11 protein-coding genes and 1 tRNA gene are annotated in these 15,784 nt (G+C 31.3%); 3 read left to right on the top strand and 9 right to left on the bottom strand.

Annotation, left to right across the window (positions count from 1 at the left end):
- Positions 1–460: 460 nt before the first annotated feature.
- Positions 461–1,738 (top strand): DUF3748 domain-containing protein, encoded by a 1,278-nt coding sequence (locus B3R94_RS03510; protein ID WP_291098735.1) that lies wholly within the window; start codon positions 461–463, stop codon positions 1,736–1,738.
- A gap of 151 nt (positions 1,739–1,889) precedes the next feature.
- Here B3R94_RS03510 and B3R94_RS03515 read toward each other — a convergent pair whose 3' ends face one another.
- A complete protein-coding gene (locus B3R94_RS03515; RefSeq protein ID WP_291098738.1) occupies positions 1,890–3,401 on the bottom strand; it encodes a carbon-nitrogen hydrolase family protein in 1,512 nt (503 codons plus the stop codon).
- Between the two features lie 104 nt (positions 3,402–3,505).
- On the opposite strand from B3R94_RS03515, the gene B3R94_RS03520 reads away from it, so the two are divergent.
- Positions 3,506–4,543: a hypothetical protein gene (locus tag B3R94_RS03520; protein WP_291098741.1), complete on the top strand. Its 1,038-nt coding sequence runs from the start codon at positions 3,506–3,508 to the stop codon at positions 4,541–4,543.
- 51 nt (positions 4,544–4,594) lie between these two features.
- Here the strand turns inward: B3R94_RS03520 and B3R94_RS03525 are convergent, their stop codons facing one another.
- The 3 genes from B3R94_RS03525 to B3R94_RS03535 all read right to left on the bottom strand — a co-directional run bounded on the left by B3R94_RS03525 (position 4,595) and on the right by B3R94_RS03535 (position 8,712).
- Positions 4,595–4,849 carry a hypothetical protein gene (locus tag B3R94_RS03525; protein WP_291098743.1) on the bottom strand — a complete coding sequence of 85 codons (255 nt, stop codon included), beginning with the start codon at positions 4,847–4,849 and terminating at the stop codon, positions 4,595–4,597.
- 7 nt (positions 4,850–4,856) lie between these two features.
- Positions 4,857–7,091: a hypothetical protein gene (locus B3R94_RS03530; protein WP_291098746.1), complete on the bottom strand. Its 2,235-nt coding sequence runs from the start codon at positions 7,089–7,091 to the stop codon at positions 4,857–4,859.
- A 181-nt stretch (positions 7,092–7,272) separates the two neighbouring features.
- Positions 7,273–8,712, bottom strand: a complete 1,440-nt coding sequence (locus tag B3R94_RS03535; protein ID WP_286502266.1) for a glyceraldehyde-3-phosphate dehydrogenase — start codon at positions 8,710–8,712, stop codon at positions 7,273–7,275.
- Positions 8,713–9,051: 339 nt separating this feature from the next.
- Here B3R94_RS03535 and B3R94_RS03540 point away from each other — a divergent pair.
- Positions 9,052–9,136: transfer RNA gene (locus tag B3R94_RS03540), tRNA-Ser, on the top strand.
- A gap of 58 nt (positions 9,137–9,194) precedes the next feature.
- On the opposite strand, the gene B3R94_RS03545 is transcribed toward B3R94_RS03540, so the two are convergent.
- From B3R94_RS03545 to kdpB, 5 genes are all read right to left on the bottom strand, one after another.
- Positions 9,195–10,919, bottom strand: a complete 1,725-nt coding sequence (locus tag B3R94_RS03545) for a HAMP domain-containing sensor histidine kinase (protein ID WP_291098749.1) — start codon at positions 10,917–10,919, stop codon at positions 9,195–9,197.
- The gene (locus tag B3R94_RS03550) at positions 10,916–12,046 is read right to left on the bottom strand and encodes a sensor protein KdpD (RefSeq protein ID WP_291098753.1); all 1,131 of its coding nucleotides are present in this window, start codon (positions 12,044–12,046) and stop codon (positions 10,916–10,918) included. Before B3R94_RS03550 ends, B3R94_RS03545 begins: the two co-directional genes overlap by 4 nt.
- On the bottom strand, positions 12,047–13,120 hold the full coding sequence (locus B3R94_RS03555; RefSeq protein WP_291098756.1) for a porin: 1,074 nt from the start codon (positions 13,118–13,120) through the stop codon (positions 12,047–12,049).
- Positions 13,120–13,686: a potassium-transporting ATPase subunit C gene (locus B3R94_RS03560; protein ID WP_280035958.1), complete on the bottom strand. Its 567-nt coding sequence runs from the start codon at positions 13,684–13,686 to the stop codon at positions 13,120–13,122. Before B3R94_RS03560 ends, B3R94_RS03555 begins: the two co-directional genes overlap by 1 nt.
- A 79-nt stretch (positions 13,687–13,765) precedes the next feature.
- On the bottom strand, positions 13,766–15,781 hold the full coding sequence (gene kdpB, locus B3R94_RS03565) for a potassium-transporting ATPase subunit KdpB (RefSeq protein ID WP_291098759.1): 2,016 nt from the start codon (positions 15,779–15,781) through the stop codon (positions 13,766–13,768).
- Positions 15,782–15,784 lie beyond the last annotated feature (3 nt).

Raw genomic sequence — 15,784 nt, forward strand, 5'->3', positions numbered from 1 at the left:
TTAAAGGAAAAACACCTTATGGAATACTAAAATCTAAACTAAAATAATTATATTTAAAGTCTACGAGGATATGACGTATCCACAATAGTTAAAATATTGTTTTTGTGTTTTTTACGAGTTACCAACACATCTTAAACACTACCGGTAAAACTATTTAATTGTTGTTATCATTTCCAGATTGTGGAACATATTGCGAATCAATTCTGGTTGTAGATTTTCCAAAATCTTCATTAAATATTACCTTTGTTGTTTAAGGTTTAACAAAACTTATACTAAGGAAAATAAAAACATTGAAAAAATTATATTTTCAATTATAATTAATCTAGAAAAAAAAATAAAATACAGTTTTGTAAAAAATTTTATAAAGAATGATAAAATATTTCTAGTAATCAAATAATTACGTTTTTAGTTGATTGTTAAATGTTTATTAAGTAAATAAAATATTATTAAACAATACGATATGGTAAAGCAGTTAACTTATGATGATTTTGGACATACGCTTCATCATAATCAAATTCAATCGGTTGATGGCAATTATCTTGTTTTTGATACACGTAATGATGATACAAAAATAGGAGAGACTTCTTCTATCTGTTTACTTCACACGAGAACTTACGAATCCAAAATTATTTATACCACAAATAGTCAAACAGAATTTGGTCCTGGAGTAGGTGCAGCCTCTTTTTCACAAATTGAGAATAAAGTTATTTTTATTCATGGTATTCGAAATGCGAATCAAGCAAACCCGTATTCGGCAACAAGAAGGACAGGTGTCGCAATTGATTTAGAATTTCCAAATCAGCCTATTTTTATGGATGCTCGAAATATAAATTTTCCCTTTACAAATGGTGCTTTGCGTGGAGGAACACATTCGCATTCGTGGCAAAAAGAGAAGAATTGGATTAGTTTTACTTACAACGATTATGTCTTGGAACAAGAATCCAAACACAATTCTAGTATAAAAGATCAGCGAGTGGTTGGAATGATGTTTCCCAAAAAAGTTGAGGTTGATTTTGATAAAACATTAGAGAATAATTTTGGTGAAATGTTTTCGATTATCGTTTCTAGAGTAGTGATAAATCCTAAAAATGGAAGTGATGAAATCGAAAAAGCTTTTGATGAATGTTGGATTAACTCAACAAACAATATCGCATTTCAGGGACATGTGCGTGATGAAAAAGGGAATTTGAAAACGGAAATTTTTATTGCTGAAATTCCAAATGAAATAAGGTTTGATGAAAACGATAATTTAAAAGGAACTTTAACGACTTTGCCAGATGTGCCAAGTTGTATTTCGCAAAAACGGATCACTTTTACTCAAAAAGGAATTAGCAATTTTAGACATTGGTTACGTTCTTCTCCTGACGGAAAAATCATCTATTTTTTGATGGAAGATGAATTCGATAAAACGCAATTATTTAGTGCAAATTTAGTTTCGAATGAAATTATTCAATATTCTTTTTTAGGAAATTCGATTAGCTCTCCATTTAATCTTTCACCAGACGGAAAATATGCTATTTACTTTATTGATGATAAAATATATCTAAATGATTTAACCGAAAAAAAATCTAAACAAATCTATCAAGTTCAAAAAATCAATAATGAATTAACGGGAATTCCGCATTTTTCTAACGATGGAAAAAAAATCTATTTTAATCAATTTGTTTCAAATAATTTCAATGAAAAGTTTATTCAAATCTTCGAATTAGAGTTATTAAACAAAATTGAAATATGTTAAAGTTCAAAGTTTTCTAAAAAATATTTGTCCCTTATAAAAAATATTTCTAATTTTAGTACAGATACTTAACCGAACCTAAGGTCTATGCTCTTATTCGAGTCTAACCAATGGGAATAAGAACTAAAAAAAACCTCCAATTTGGAGGTTTTTTTTATGATTTTATTAGTTTTACTTCATACAAATCCTTGCGTCTATCTTTCATCGTTTTTACAGTTCCATACTCATGCAATTCTTTTAGAAGATAAAGATCAACGTCTGAAATCAGTACCATTTCAGTATTCGGAGTTGCTTCTGCTTTGACTCCATTGTTTGGAAAAGAAAAGTCTGAAGGAGTGAAAACTGCCGATTGCGAATATTGAATATCCATATTATTTACGCGTGGTAAATTCCCTACAGAACCCGCAATAGCCACATAACACTCATTTTCAATCGCTCGCGCTTGTGCACAACTACGTACTCGTGTATAACCATTTTGCGTATCAGTCATAAACGGAACAAATAAAATTTCCATTCCTTGATCAGCTAAAATACGGCTCAATTCAGGGAATTCAACATCATAACAAATCAGCAAACCTACTTTTCCACAGTCGGTATCAAAAACTTTTATTTCGTCACCACCATTCAATGCGTAATATTTGAATTCGTTTGGCGTAATGTGTATTTTACTATACGAATCTAATTTCCCAGAACGATGACATAAAAATGAGGTATTATATAGTTTTCCTTCCTTCAGATGTGGCATAGAACCTGATATAATATTGACATTATATGTAATTGCAAATTCTTGAATTTTCTTCACAATATCGTTCGTCATTGTTGCTAATTGATGCATAGCCTCAATCTCTTTCAAGTGATTATACGGACTCATCAATGGTGAATTGAAAAACTCTGGAAACATGATAAAGTCAGAACCATAGTCGCTCACCGCACTTACGAAAAACTCAATTTGATCATAAAAATCTTGCAAACCATTAAACAAACGCATTTGCCATTGTACCAAACCAAGACGAATAGTACGTTTTGTTGGTGAATTAGATTTCAATTCAGGTTCGTAATAAATATTATTCCATTCTAATAAAGTGGCATATTCTAAGGATTCTTTATCATCTTTCAGATAATTTTTCAAGATTTTTTTGACATTAAAATCATTCGAAATCTGAAAAGCTAAAGTTGAATCATAAATTTCTTTACTTTTTACTTTTTCTATATATTGTCTAGGAGATAATTCTTGCGAATATTTATGATAATTTGGAATACGACCTCCTGCAACAATTGATTTTAGATTCATTTCTTCACAAAGCGCTTTACTTTCGTCATATAAACGTCTTCCTAAGCGCAATTGTCGATAATTTGGATGAACAAAAACTTCAATTCCATACATTACATCACCTTCTGGATTATGTTTTAAAAATTTACCATTAGATGTTATCGTATCATAATTCGATTCGATATTCGTTTTTTTCGAATTAACCACAATACTTAATGCCGAAGCAACAACTTTTCCATCCACTTCAACACAAAGTTGACCTTGCGGAAAAATAGCTAATAATTCTTTAATTTCGTCGACAGTCCAAGTTCCAAGCTGATTGTGATAGGCTTCTTTTGTAGATTCAGTCAAATCACTATAATCTTCAAGAGTCAAATTTCTGACCTGAATATTCATTTTATTTAGATTTAGATTATGCTTGAATTTAGCAAATATTAATCCAATAAACAATTTTAAAAAATAAATTTAGACCTATCTTCGTATAGACTAATAAGCATGAAATGAAAGATGTAAAAATAGAGTTTAGAAAGCCTATTTATCCTGTGAGTGACGAATTAAATCATTATTTAGAGAAATATCATCGCAAAACAAAAGCGAGTGTAGAATATGATGATTTGATGCGTTTTTCGGGTTGTGTAGCATTGGAAGATAAGGAAGGAAATGATACGCATTGGTTAGGTGTTTATTATACCGACTCGGAACATCAGGAAATTCAAGATAGTCTAAACAGAATTTACACCTACTTACATTCAGACGGAGATGAGGAGTCTTTGCCTTATCTTGTTGTTGATTCTATTGATTATTGTACGTTCGGAAATTCGAAACCTTTTCGTATTCGGGTTCGTAATATTTTGAATGATAATTATACCAATTTTTACATCAAAAAAGCAGATGCTTCGCGTATTTATGGTTTAGAATTAGAAGATATTTTGTCTCCACATCGAATCAATTTTTTGGTCTACAAAAATACATTGATTGAAGAGCATATTTTAGGAATTCCAGGAGATGTTTTTATCAAAAATTATTTGGATAAATGTAATGATTTAGAGAAAAATCAGATTGCGAAAGAGTTTGTAAAGTTCAATGAACGCTGTTTTATTGGTCTTTTAGGTGATATGCGATCGTATAATTATGTGGTGATTCCAATTCACGATTTTGATCAAGTTATCTATAGAATTCGACCAATAGATTTCGATCAACAATGTTATGAAGGAAATTTAAAAATTTATCGACCACAGTATTTCAAAGAAAATAAAATTATGGTTGATTTGGTGAATAATCGCTTGAAACCAAATTCTGTCGATCAATATAGAAAAGAAGTAAAATCCTTGATTTCGAAAAGAATTTCGAATAGTTCGAAACGTTTTCGTGATTTAATGAAAATCATGAAAAATGATCATATTTCTAAACCAGAAAATATTGCACAATTACGAACTGGTTTTGCAAAGTTTTATAAAGATCAATCTTATGAAAATTGTGAAAGAATGGGTGAAGTTCTATATAAAGCAATTGCGAATAGTTTGGAACAGATAAAATAAGAAAAGCTTCTCAAAAATAGAGAAGCTTTCTTTTTTTATATAATTTAGAAATTAGTTTTTTAATAACTGCTTTCTGAAACGTAAAGCAACTAAACCTGCTCCAATTACCAATAAAGGAAAATAATCATCGATTGGTGCTGGATCTGGATCATTGTCTGCAGGTGGACCATTTGGATCATCTGTATCATCAGCTTTTTGAGTAGTGTTATTACTTTCAAAAAAACGAATTCCACCTTCTTCAGTATTTGCAAAAGTCACAGTAGACATCAAACAAAATAATAAAGTTATTTTTTTTATATTTTTCATACGTTAATTATTTTAAAATTACTTTTCTAGATTCAATTGTACCATTTGTATTCTCTACAACAACTACAACAACTTGAGGATTTACATTCAAATTGATTACATAATTTTTTGTATTTATGTTTTGAATATTTTGTAACTGTCTTCCTGAAATATCAACTAATTTTATTGATTTAATTGATTCTTTAGATGAAATTGTAATTTGTTTATTTTGAGCATAAACTACTAATCCTTTTTTAGATAAATCATTCGTAGATAATGTTTTATTTTGATAGTTTATAGAGAAACGATCATTAATTTCACCTGCTTCTGTATCAAAAGAGTAAGATTTTAATTCGTTTAAATTAAATGCTTTATCTAATTTTTTGTCTACCAAATAGATATTTTGATTTTCGAAAACACCTTCAAACTTTTCTAAATTGATTTGGTAAGTTCCTGCTTTTTTAACATTGAAAGTTAAATCAAAAGAATCTTCGTTATTGAAATCTCCACGTCCTTGAATTACAAATAAATCATTGTTCAAAACAGAATATAATCCTTCAGCTTTATTGTCAAATGGTTGAGCATCAAAATTTTGATCAAATTTATTTGTCGATCCATTTACATACCCTATTAAAGAAGAATTTATTTTACCTTGATTATTTGATAAACTTAACCAATATCTATCTTTTTGTTCTTTGTAATAAACTGGACCATTAGCTGAGGTACGCATCGCATTATTAAGCACTAAATTACCAGCGTTTGCTACTTTTACTATAAATCCTTGTGCAATATCAATATTTTGAGAAGTTACGCTATTATCATTCCATCCTGTTCCATTATAAATAGCCCAGTTAGAACCTTGATATGCTCCATCTACAATTGGTTTAGAATGCGTCCAAACATAAACAGAGTTTATCCCTACTGATGTATTAGCAGCAATTAAAGCATCTAAACTAAGTGGTGATGCATAAGGGTTTCCTACTGCATTATTTCCTTTAGAAGCTTTAGTTACAGGAATCGTTACTTCTCCATTAAATAATTGACCTCTGAATGAACTATCAAATACCTGAGCTTCACCTTCTCCATAATTATTATAATTATTAGGAGCTCTAAAAGAAATTAATTCTCCTGCTTTAAAATTATCTGCAGCTGTTACATTCTCTGTCCAATCATTTGTTGATTCTAAAAATCTTGCAAAACGATTTGTTAAAGTATTTGGAGAAATTTCGAAAATATTTTGATTAATAACTGGTGAAGACCACATTAAATTTTCTAAACGGTAAATAGGTGCTGATGATCTATCAAACATTGCAGGACCAACATTTACTGCGCTATTATTCTTTTGAATCAAATAAGCACCGTGTCTGAATCTAAATGTTACATCATTTTGATTAACAACTTCATTTTCTACAGTAATTGTAATTCCTGCAGGAATAATCATATCTCTCTCAACTGTTAATTTCTTAGCAGAAAAACTTTCTGTTGGAGTTGCATGTAAAATAACTTCTTTTGTAAGGTCCGGCGTTCCGTTAGACCATGCAGTTCCGTCCCATGTTGTAGAGTTAGAAGAAGCTTCATCCCACGTTAAGTTGAAATCATCAATAGCTGTTGATGCTCTATTATTTTTACCAGAAGCGTCTCCAGTAGTTGTTATTCTTATCCAAACATTTCCAGATTGGTTATCAATATCAGCAGGTAATGTAACGTCAACCGATTGATTTGTAAATTTTGAATCACCTGTTGTTAATGTAGCTGGTAAAGTTTGTAAAGCAACAAAGTTTAATGTATTTCCAACACTATATTCCACTTTCCAAGTCGTTATTCTTTCAGATGAACTATCTAAAGATTGTAATTTAAAATTTAATTTAAAATTAGATTTATTTTCAGTATTTGCTATCTGAAAAACAAATGAAGTTCCGTTTGTAGTTCCAAATGACCCTGTTTGCCTAACTCCTAAACTTCTATCTGTACTTGCATTTTGTACATTTGTTGAAGCACTAGCTGTTAAACCATTCGCTGATGCGAAATTTTTGAAAGCACCAGTTGTATTGTTCCAAACAAATTTTGCTTTATTAAATGTTACGTTTACCCCATTAGAAGTGTTTGAAGTACCTGTTTTAACAGTCCAACCATTAGGTAAATCAGTTCCAATTAAATCAAAGTTTTCTGTATAACTACCTCCCGAAGGTAAAGTTACTTGCCCAAAAGCAAATCCTGATAACAATAAAGTTAGCAAGGATGATCTAAAGTAAAATTTCTTCATAAATAAAATGTTTTTTTTAGTTGTTCAAAAATAATGTTAATTTTTGTAACTAACATTAATATAACATTAACAAAATTAATATAAATAATTTATATACCTGTTTTTAAACGAGTATGTTACAAAAAAAATCCACCAACCTTTCAGTTAGTGGATTAATTTTAAATAAAGGGAAAAAATACTATTAATAGTATGTATATCTTCTAACACCCGCAATGTGTTTCGCCAAACGCATTACTTGGTGGCTATATCCATATTCGTTATCGTACCAAACGTACATCACAACATTTTTACCATCTGCAGAAACAATTGTTGCATTACTATCAAAGATAGATGGAGCAGTAGTTCCAACGATATCCGAAGAGACTAATTCATTGTTCAACGAATATTTAATTTGCTCTACTAATTCTCCGTTCAAAGCAGCATCTTTCATGATGTTGTTCACATTTTCAACAGATGTATCTTTACCAACTTCTAAATTCAAGACAACCAAAGATCCATTTGGAACTGGAACACGAATTGCATTCGAAGTTAATTTACCTGCTAAACTTGGTAAAGCTTTTGCTACTGCACTACCAGCACCAGTTTCAGTAATTACCATATTCAAAGCAGCAGCACGTCCACGACGGTATTTTTTGTGCATATTATCAACCAAATTTTGATCGTTTGTATACGCATGTATTGTTTCTAAATGTCCTTTTACAACACCTAAATTATCTTCAACAACTTTCAAAATAGGCGTAATAGCATTTGTTGTACAAGAAGCAGCTGAGAATATATTTACATTTTCTGGGCTATATTCTTCGTGGTTAACACCATAAACAATATTCGGAACACCTTTTCCTGGTGCTGTTAATAAAACTTTGTCTGCACCAACAGATTTCAAATGACGAGATAAAGCCTCTTCATCTTTAAAAACACCTGTGTTATCAATAATCAAAGCATTATTAATTCCGTAAGTAGTATAATCAATATCTTCTGGCTGCGCTGCAGAAATCATGTAAACAGAAACTCCGTTGATGATTAAAGCATTATTTTCGTGATCAGCTACAACGTTTCCGTCAAAATCACCATGTACAGAATCATGACGTAACAAAGAAGCTCTTTTTTCTAATAAAACAGGATCGTTTTTATCACGTGTTACAACAGCGCGTAATCTTAATTGTTGACCTTTTCCCATTTGAGAAGCCAACTCACGAGCTAATAAACGTCCGATACGACCAAAACCGTATAAAACAACATCTTTTGGTTCAACACTTTTTACATTTTTGCTTGCGCCTAATTTCTCTTCAACAAAAGCTTCTGCCGAAGCGTAATCTCCAGAAATATATTCTTTAGCTAATTTTCCAACATCAAGTCTAGAAGCTGGTAATTTAGCTTCAGAAATAGCTTTAGCAATTGCTAACGTATCGTCAATAGCAATCTTTTTTTCTACAAATTCTTCAGCATATTGATGTAGATTTACGATGTCACTAACGTTTTTATCAACTAATTGATTACGGAAAATTACCAATTCAACAGATTGATCATACCATAAATCTGAAACAATTTTAATGAATTCTACAACCTTTTTGCTCATTTCATTGAAAGATGCAAGTTGTTGATCATAAGAAGAGTGGTTCATTTAATAAATATTTATTTGTGTTTATTTACTTAATTCTTGGCAAAAGTAATCAATTATAACGATTTCGTACATTTTTTTTACAAAAACTAATTATTGTCATAAAAACACAACTATTCCTACGAAAATACTAAAATATAGAAAAAAAATAAATTTTTAATAGGAAATTTTAAATTTTATGAATACTAATAAGTAGCTATTAACCATTATTTTATTGTTTAATTTAAATTGAATTGAATTTTACGAAAACGTTTTCGTAAAATAATTGTTAAAAATTTTTATTTGCAAATTCGAAAAAGCGTTCTATATTTGCACTCGCAATACGGCAATAAACGCTGTGTTGGAGAGTTGGCAGAGTGGTCGAATGCGGCAGTCTTGAAAACTGTTGAGGGTCACACCTCCGGGGGTTCGAATCCCTCACTCTCCGCTAAAAGCTTGAACATTTGTTCAAGCTTTTTTTGTTTTTATAACTCAAAGAATAGATTTTATGAATATTCTTTTTGTGATAACCTCATCACGAATTCGCTTCCAACGCCATATTCGCTAAATACATCCAACGTTCCTTTTTGAGCTTCGATAAATTCTTTGCTAATAGCCAAGCCCAAACCTGTACCTTCTTTGTGAGTGCCTGGTACACGAAAATAACGGTCGAAAACTTTGGGTAAAAATTCGGTTGGAATCCCAATTCCTTCGTCTTTAACTTTGAAAGATGTTTCGGTTGTTGTTTGTTCAATAGTAATCCAAATTCGAGCATTTTCGTGAGAATAATGTATTGCATTTGAGATTAGATTTGATAAAACCCAAGCTGTTTTTTCAAGATCAACTTTTATAGATTCTAAATGATTTGGAATATTCGTTTCTATGATTAAATGCTTTTGTTCAGCTAAAGTTTGGTTGGCTTTAACTGCATTTTCTACAATTTCGATTGGGAAAACTTCTGTTTTATTCATTTGAATTGTACCACTTTCTATCTGTGTTAAGTTAAGAAGTTCTTTTGTTATTCGCAATAAACGATGTACATCATCGTCAATACTAGTCACCAAATCATTTTGTTCTTCGTTTAATGTTCCTATTTGCTTATTTCGAAGCAATTGCAAACTCATTTCCATAGATGAAATAGGCGTTTTAAATTCATGCGAAACTGTAGCAATAAATCGTGTTTTGGCTGCATCTAGTTCTTTAAATTCGGTAATGTTTCTAAGAATGATCACATGCCCAACAACTTGTTTTATCGTTTCTCCTGTTGGAATTATTTCGATATGAAAAATTTCTTTGGTAAAAAATTGTTCTTTTTCATCCACTACAATTTGCAAAGGTTTTTCGTCTTTTATAATTTCTGTTTCGATATTTTGCAATAACAATCGAATCAAATCATTGTGCAAAGCCAAATCTTTACCTGCCTTATTTACCATTTGTTTAGCAGATAATCCTGTTACTTTTACAGCTTCATTATTCGCGAAAATTACTTGCATTTGTTCATCCAAACCAATTACAACATCGTGCATATTATTAATCAGCGTTTCCATTCTTGTTTTTTGTTTAAGAATAGTTGCTAAATGACTTTCGTTGTATTCTTCTAATTTAGAAGCCATGGTGTTAAAAGATTGTGCTAAATCGCCAAATTCATCTTTTTTGTCTAAATACACGCGTTCTTTGTAATTATTCGAAGCAATTTCCTTGATACTATTCGTCAATTTTTGAATAGGATTTGCAATATTAGACGGAATCTTCATTAAAGAATTAAAGGCTATAAAAATACATGCGATACCTGTGAAAATGATTAATAAAATGGCTTGATTAGCGGTCTTTTCAGCAAATTCACTTTTAATTTCTATGGCTTGCATATTCATTTCCATCATTTCTAAAAGCGAAATTCTAACATCTTTTAATAGTTCTGGAGAATGATTTCCTTCTTTATAAGCATCAAATTTATCTCGAATCTGTTGATTCAATTCTTTTTCACCTTGTTCTGTTGCGTTTAATTCTTGATTTGCTAATTGCTTTTCAAACGATTTGGAATTAAAGTTTTCCGCATCATTTAAATTTCGCATCATACTTTTTGCATAAATCAACGAGTTGTAATTATCATGCAAAATATTTTGTGTATCATTTTTCAATGAATAAATAGACGTAGTTGCTACAGCTGCCAATAATACAATCAATAAAAACAGCAAGCCTAATCCTAAGCGAAGTTTAGTTTTAATTCTCATTTTGATAAAATAATCACATCAACATGTAACGAAGATAGTTTTTTTAGTAATTGATTAAATACATTCGTAGCCAAAATAATCTGGATTAAATTTAACTTTGGTTTTCCCAAACAAACAGTGGTAATATTTCGCAATTCAATTTGTTGAATGATAGCTGTAGAAACCCGTTGATTCTTTACCTTAACAATTTCAGCACCTAATTCTGTAGCTAATTTTAAATTATTGATGAGATGTCGTTGTTTGTCCAAGGCAATTTTATTAGGATGTTCTTTTGGCGTTTCTACGTACAATACAAACCAACGTGAATTATAATATCCAGCCAAACGAGCGGTTTTTCGAATAACAGTTTTGGCATTTTTATCATTGCTACTAATGCATGCCAAAAAACGCGACGGTTTTGCATAAACAGATGATACATATTCGGTTTCAACCTTTTTTTCTACATGAGAAGCAACTTCTTTTAAAGCCAATTCACGTAATTGTAAAATATTTGAAGGAATAAAAAAGTTGTTTAAAGCCGTTTGAATTTTATCTTTCGGATAAATTTTTCCTGTTTTTAATCGTTCAATTAAATCATCAGCTGTTAAATCTATATTTACAATCTCATCTGCTTGTTCCAAAATTATATCAGGAATTCTTTCCGAAACGTCAATTGTTGTAATTTCGGAAATACTATTATTCAAACTTTCTAAATGTTGAATATTTACAGCAGAAATAACATTGATACCAGCATCTAAAATTTCCATCACATCTTGCCAACGTTTTGCATGTTTGCTTCCAAAAACATTAGAATGTGCCAATTCATCCACAATAACAATTTCGGGTCTTTGTCTTAAAATTTCTTCCAAATCCATTTCTTCGACAGATTTACCTTTGTAGTAAATTATTTTTCGTGGAATTATCGTTAATCCTATAACAAGATTTTCTGTTTCGACACGTTTATGGGTTTCGATATATCCAATTTTTACATCGATCTTATTTTTTTGCAATTCGTGTGCTTCTTGCAACATACGATACGATTTTCCAACGCCAGCGCACATTCCAATATATACCTTAAACTTGCCTCGTTTCGATTTCCGAATCAAGGCAAGAAAGTCTTCTGCTGTATGTTGTGTTTCTTTCTCCATTTATAATTTTAATGCTAAGGAAGTTGTGAAAAATGTTTCATTTGATACATTTTTATCATTTCGAAAATAGATATCATCTTTACTCGAAAAACTTCTAATTTCTGTTCTCCACATCAAATTATTTGTAAAATAATGATCTAAATTCAAAGAAAAGCCAACTGTTTTGAAACCATTCTGTGAATCAGTTGAGATTATTACACCTTTCTCATCAGCATAATATTCGGCACGTGCAGTTGCAGACCATTTTTCATTGAATGTATATTGCCCAACTAAAATAGGACTGTACCAAATATTATAACTGTCTGATCCTTTCGATTTTTGTTGTGCACCAATATCAAAACCTGCGGTTATTGAAAGCTTTTTAATAGGTTTAAAAACAGCATAAAGATTATGGAAATAACGCATTTGACGCAAAGAATCAGGAGTATCGCTACCAATAAACGAACTGCTGTTGATCGAAAATTTTTCATTTGGTGTGTAAGTAATTTGATGTCCAAAAGCTGGTGTTGAATTACCATCAAGACGCTTGATACGTTGCCAACCATTTAAATAATGCAAACTCATTGCCCATTTGTTATTAGGCGAAATATAACTCAGCTTAACACCAGTTGAAAAATACGGTGAATTCTCTGCTTGAATACTTCGTGTAAGTGTTGCTACATTAGCACCAATTGCGCTTTCAAATCCAATGTGAGAAGGCATAATACCTGCATCTAGCCACAAGTTTTTATTCTTTGAAAGTTTGACACCAATATTTGCTTCGTAAATATTTCTTAAACCATCAGGTTCTGAAGCAAGGTTTGATTGCGTATAAGTTCCTGCCATTAAAGCAAGATTTCCTCGAATTCGTTCATCAGTGTATTGCAATTGAATTGTTCCGAAGTTTAAATTCACCTCATTGTGTCGATTAAACGAATACAAATAATTAGGAAGCTGATTGTTTTTTGGTTGATTAAAATCGTAGGTATAATAAACTTCTGCATAACCAGAAAGTTTTAATTTCTGAATAGAATCGTTTTGAGCTTGAATATTTAAACCCAAAATAAAAGAACCAAAAGCAAGTATTTTTTTCATTATTTCGATAATTTATCCAATTCGATATTCAGTTTTAAGACATTGATTTTATCAGGACCTAAACTTCCTAATAAAGGTTTTTCAATTTGGTTATCAATCAATTCTTTTACTTTTTCGGGATCTAAACCTCGTGCTTTTGTAATTCGATCAACTTGCACAATTGCTCCTTGAACTGAAATATTAGGATCTAAACCACTTCCACTAGCCGTAATTAAATCTACAGGAACGTCTTCTTTTTTTGCCGTTGGATTTTTTTGAAGAAAATCATTTAAGCGTTTTTCAACTTCTTGCAAATATTCTTCATTATTTGATCCTTTGTTACTTGCGCCAGAACCTGCTGCATTGTAATCTACAGCAGATGGTCGCCCCCAGAAATAATGATCTTTTGAAAACGATTGTCCAATATTTTCGTAATAGTGCTGATTGTTTTTATCGGCAACTAAAAAACTTTTTCCTTGATTTGGAGAAAGTTGGGCAATTCCCCACATAGCTAACGGATATAATACCATTAAAAGGAGCATTAAGCTAAATGTTAGTAAAATTGCTTTTATACTATTTTGTTTCATTTTGTATTAGTTTTAAAAATTGCTGTTTTGAATTTATTAATAGAATATTGAACTCCTTCAAAACAGCTCATTACATTAATTAAAAAAATATGGAAATAAAGATGTCGATTAGTTTTATCCCGATAAATGGAACGATGATTCCTCCAATTCCATAAATCAGTAAATTTCTTCTCAAAAGTGCACTTGCTCCAATTGGTTTGTATGGAACACCTTTTAAAGCTAAAGGAATCAAGAAAGGAATAATAATGGCATTGAAAATAACAGCCGATAAAATAGCGGTTTCGGGACTATGTAAATTCATGATATTCAATCCTTGTAAGGCTGGAATTGCGGTAATGAACAAAGCAGGTATGATGGCAAAATATTTTGCGACATCATTTGCAATACTAAAGGTTGTTAAAGTTCCGCGTGTCATTAATAATTGTTTTCCAATTTCAACAACTTCAATTAATTTGGTTGGATCATTATCTAAATCTACCATATTTCCGGCTTCTTTTGCTGCTTGCGTACCGCTATTCATGGCTACACCAACATTAGCTTGCGCTAGAGCAGGAGCGTCATTTGTACCATCGCCCATCATAGCAACCAAACGACCTTCGGTTTGTTCTTTTTTGATGTAATTCATTTTATCTTCCGGCTTTGCTTCCGCAATAAAATCATCTACACCTGCTTTTTCTGCTATAAATTTTGCAGTCATAGGATTATCACCTGTTACCATAACCGTTTTGATTCCCATTTTACTTAACCGAGCAAAGCGTTCTTGAATTCCAGGTTTGATAATGTCTTGTAATTCGATAACTCCTAAAACTTGTTCATTTTGAGAAACAACTAAAGGTGTTCCTCCATTTTGAGCAATTTCATTGGCTCTCATTTGAATTTCGTTTGGAAAAGCATTTCCAGCATTTTCAACCAAATTTTTGATAGCATCTAGAGCTCCTTTTCGAATACGGATTTGATCAAAATCAATTCCTGAACAACGTGTTTCTGCGCTAAAATTGATGAAAATAGGATGTTGAATTGCGTATTTTAATGGATCTATCTGAACTAATTCTACAATTGATTTTCCTTCAGGAGTTTCATCACTCATCGAACTAAGCACTGCTGCTTTTTCTAAAGCTTCCATTTCTATTCCAATTGCAGGATATAAAGCTGTTGCTTTACGATTTCCGATTGTAATGGTTCCTGTTTTATCCAATAATAAAACATCTATATCGCCTGCTGTTTCTACTGCTTTTCCACTTTTTGTAATGACATTTGCGCGCAAAGCTCTGTCCATTCCAGCAATTCCGATTGCGGATAATAAACCTCCAATAGTGGTTGGAATTAAACATACAAATAATGAGATTAAAGCGCCAATGGTAATGGGAACATTTGCATAATCAGCGAAAGGTTTTAGGGTAACCATAACAATGACAAATACTAATGTAAAAGCAGCTAATAAAATGGTTAAAGCAATTTCATTTGGAGATTTCTGACGATTTGCACCTTCAACTAATGCAATCATTTTATCTAAAAAACTTTCTCCTGGTTGTGTCGTAACTTTGACTTTAATTCGATCCGAAAGAACTTTTGTTCCTCCAGTAACCGAACTTTTATCGCCTCCAGCTTCACGAATTACAGGTGCACTTTCTCCTGTAATAGCACTTTCGTCGATCGTTGCTAAACCTTCTATAATTTCACCATCGGTTGGAATTATATCTCCAGCTTCACAGATAAAAATCATATCTTTGATTAGAGCAGAAGACGAAATGATTTCACCATTTTCTAATTTAGCAGGCGTTTCTTCTCGCGTTTTACGTAAACTATCAGCTTGAGCTTTTCCTCTTGCTTCAGCAATTGCTTCAGCAAAATTGGCAAATAATAATGTAAAAAGAAGTAAGATGAAAATTGAAAAATTATACCCAAAACTACCTTGAGATGTTTCACCTAAAAGAATCCAAAAGCAAACTCCTAACATAATTGCAGTACCAATTTCTACAGCAAACATGACAGGGTTTTTATATAAAGTTGCTGGATTTAGTTTGATGAAAGCTTCTTTGAAGGCTGTTTGTACCAATGTTTTTTCAAATAAATTGGTTTTATTTTCTCGTGTCATTTT

It is taken from the genome of Empedobacter sp. UBA7611 (assembly GCF_002484365.1).
GTDB classification, from domain to species: Bacteria; Bacteroidota; Bacteroidia; order Flavobacteriales; family Weeksellaceae; genus Empedobacter; species Empedobacter falsenii_B.

Coding starts and splice junctions, on each gene's coding strand:
- B3R94_RS03510 (WP_291098735.1), top strand. CDS start 461: ATGGTAAAGCAGTTAACTTATGATGATTTTGGACATACGCTTCATCAT.
- B3R94_RS03515 (WP_291098738.1), bottom strand. CDS start 3,401: ATGAATATTCAGGTCAGAAATTTGACTCTTGAAGATTATAGTGATTTG.
- B3R94_RS03520 (WP_291098741.1), top strand. CDS start 3,506: ATGAAAGATGTAAAAATAGAGTTTAGAAAGCCTATTTATCCTGTGAGT.
- B3R94_RS03525 (WP_291098743.1), bottom strand. CDS start 4,849: ATGAAAAATATAAAAAAAATAACTTTATTATTTTGTTTGATGTCTACT.
- B3R94_RS03530 (WP_291098746.1), bottom strand. CDS start 7,091: ATGAAGAAATTTTACTTTAGATCATCCTTGCTAACTTTATTGTTATCA.
- B3R94_RS03535 (WP_286502266.1), bottom strand. CDS start 8,712: ATGAACCACTCTTCTTATGATCAACAACTTGCATCTTTCAATGAAATG.
- B3R94_RS03545 (WP_291098749.1), bottom strand. CDS start 10,919: ATGAGAATTAAAACTAAACTTCGCTTAGGATTAGGCTTGCTGTTTTTA.
- B3R94_RS03550 (WP_291098753.1), bottom strand. CDS start 12,046: ATGGAGAAAGAAACACAACATACAGCAGAAGACTTTCTTGCCTTGATT.
- B3R94_RS03555 (WP_291098756.1), bottom strand. CDS start 13,120: ATGAAAAAAATACTTGCTTTTGGTTCTTTTATTTTGGGTTTAAATATT.
- B3R94_RS03560 (WP_280035958.1), bottom strand. CDS start 13,686: ATGAAACAAAATAGTATAAAAGCAATTTTACTAACATTTAGCTTAATG.
- kdpB (WP_291098759.1), bottom strand. CDS start 15,781: ATGACACGAGAAAATAAAACCAATTTATTTGAAAAAACATTGGTACAA.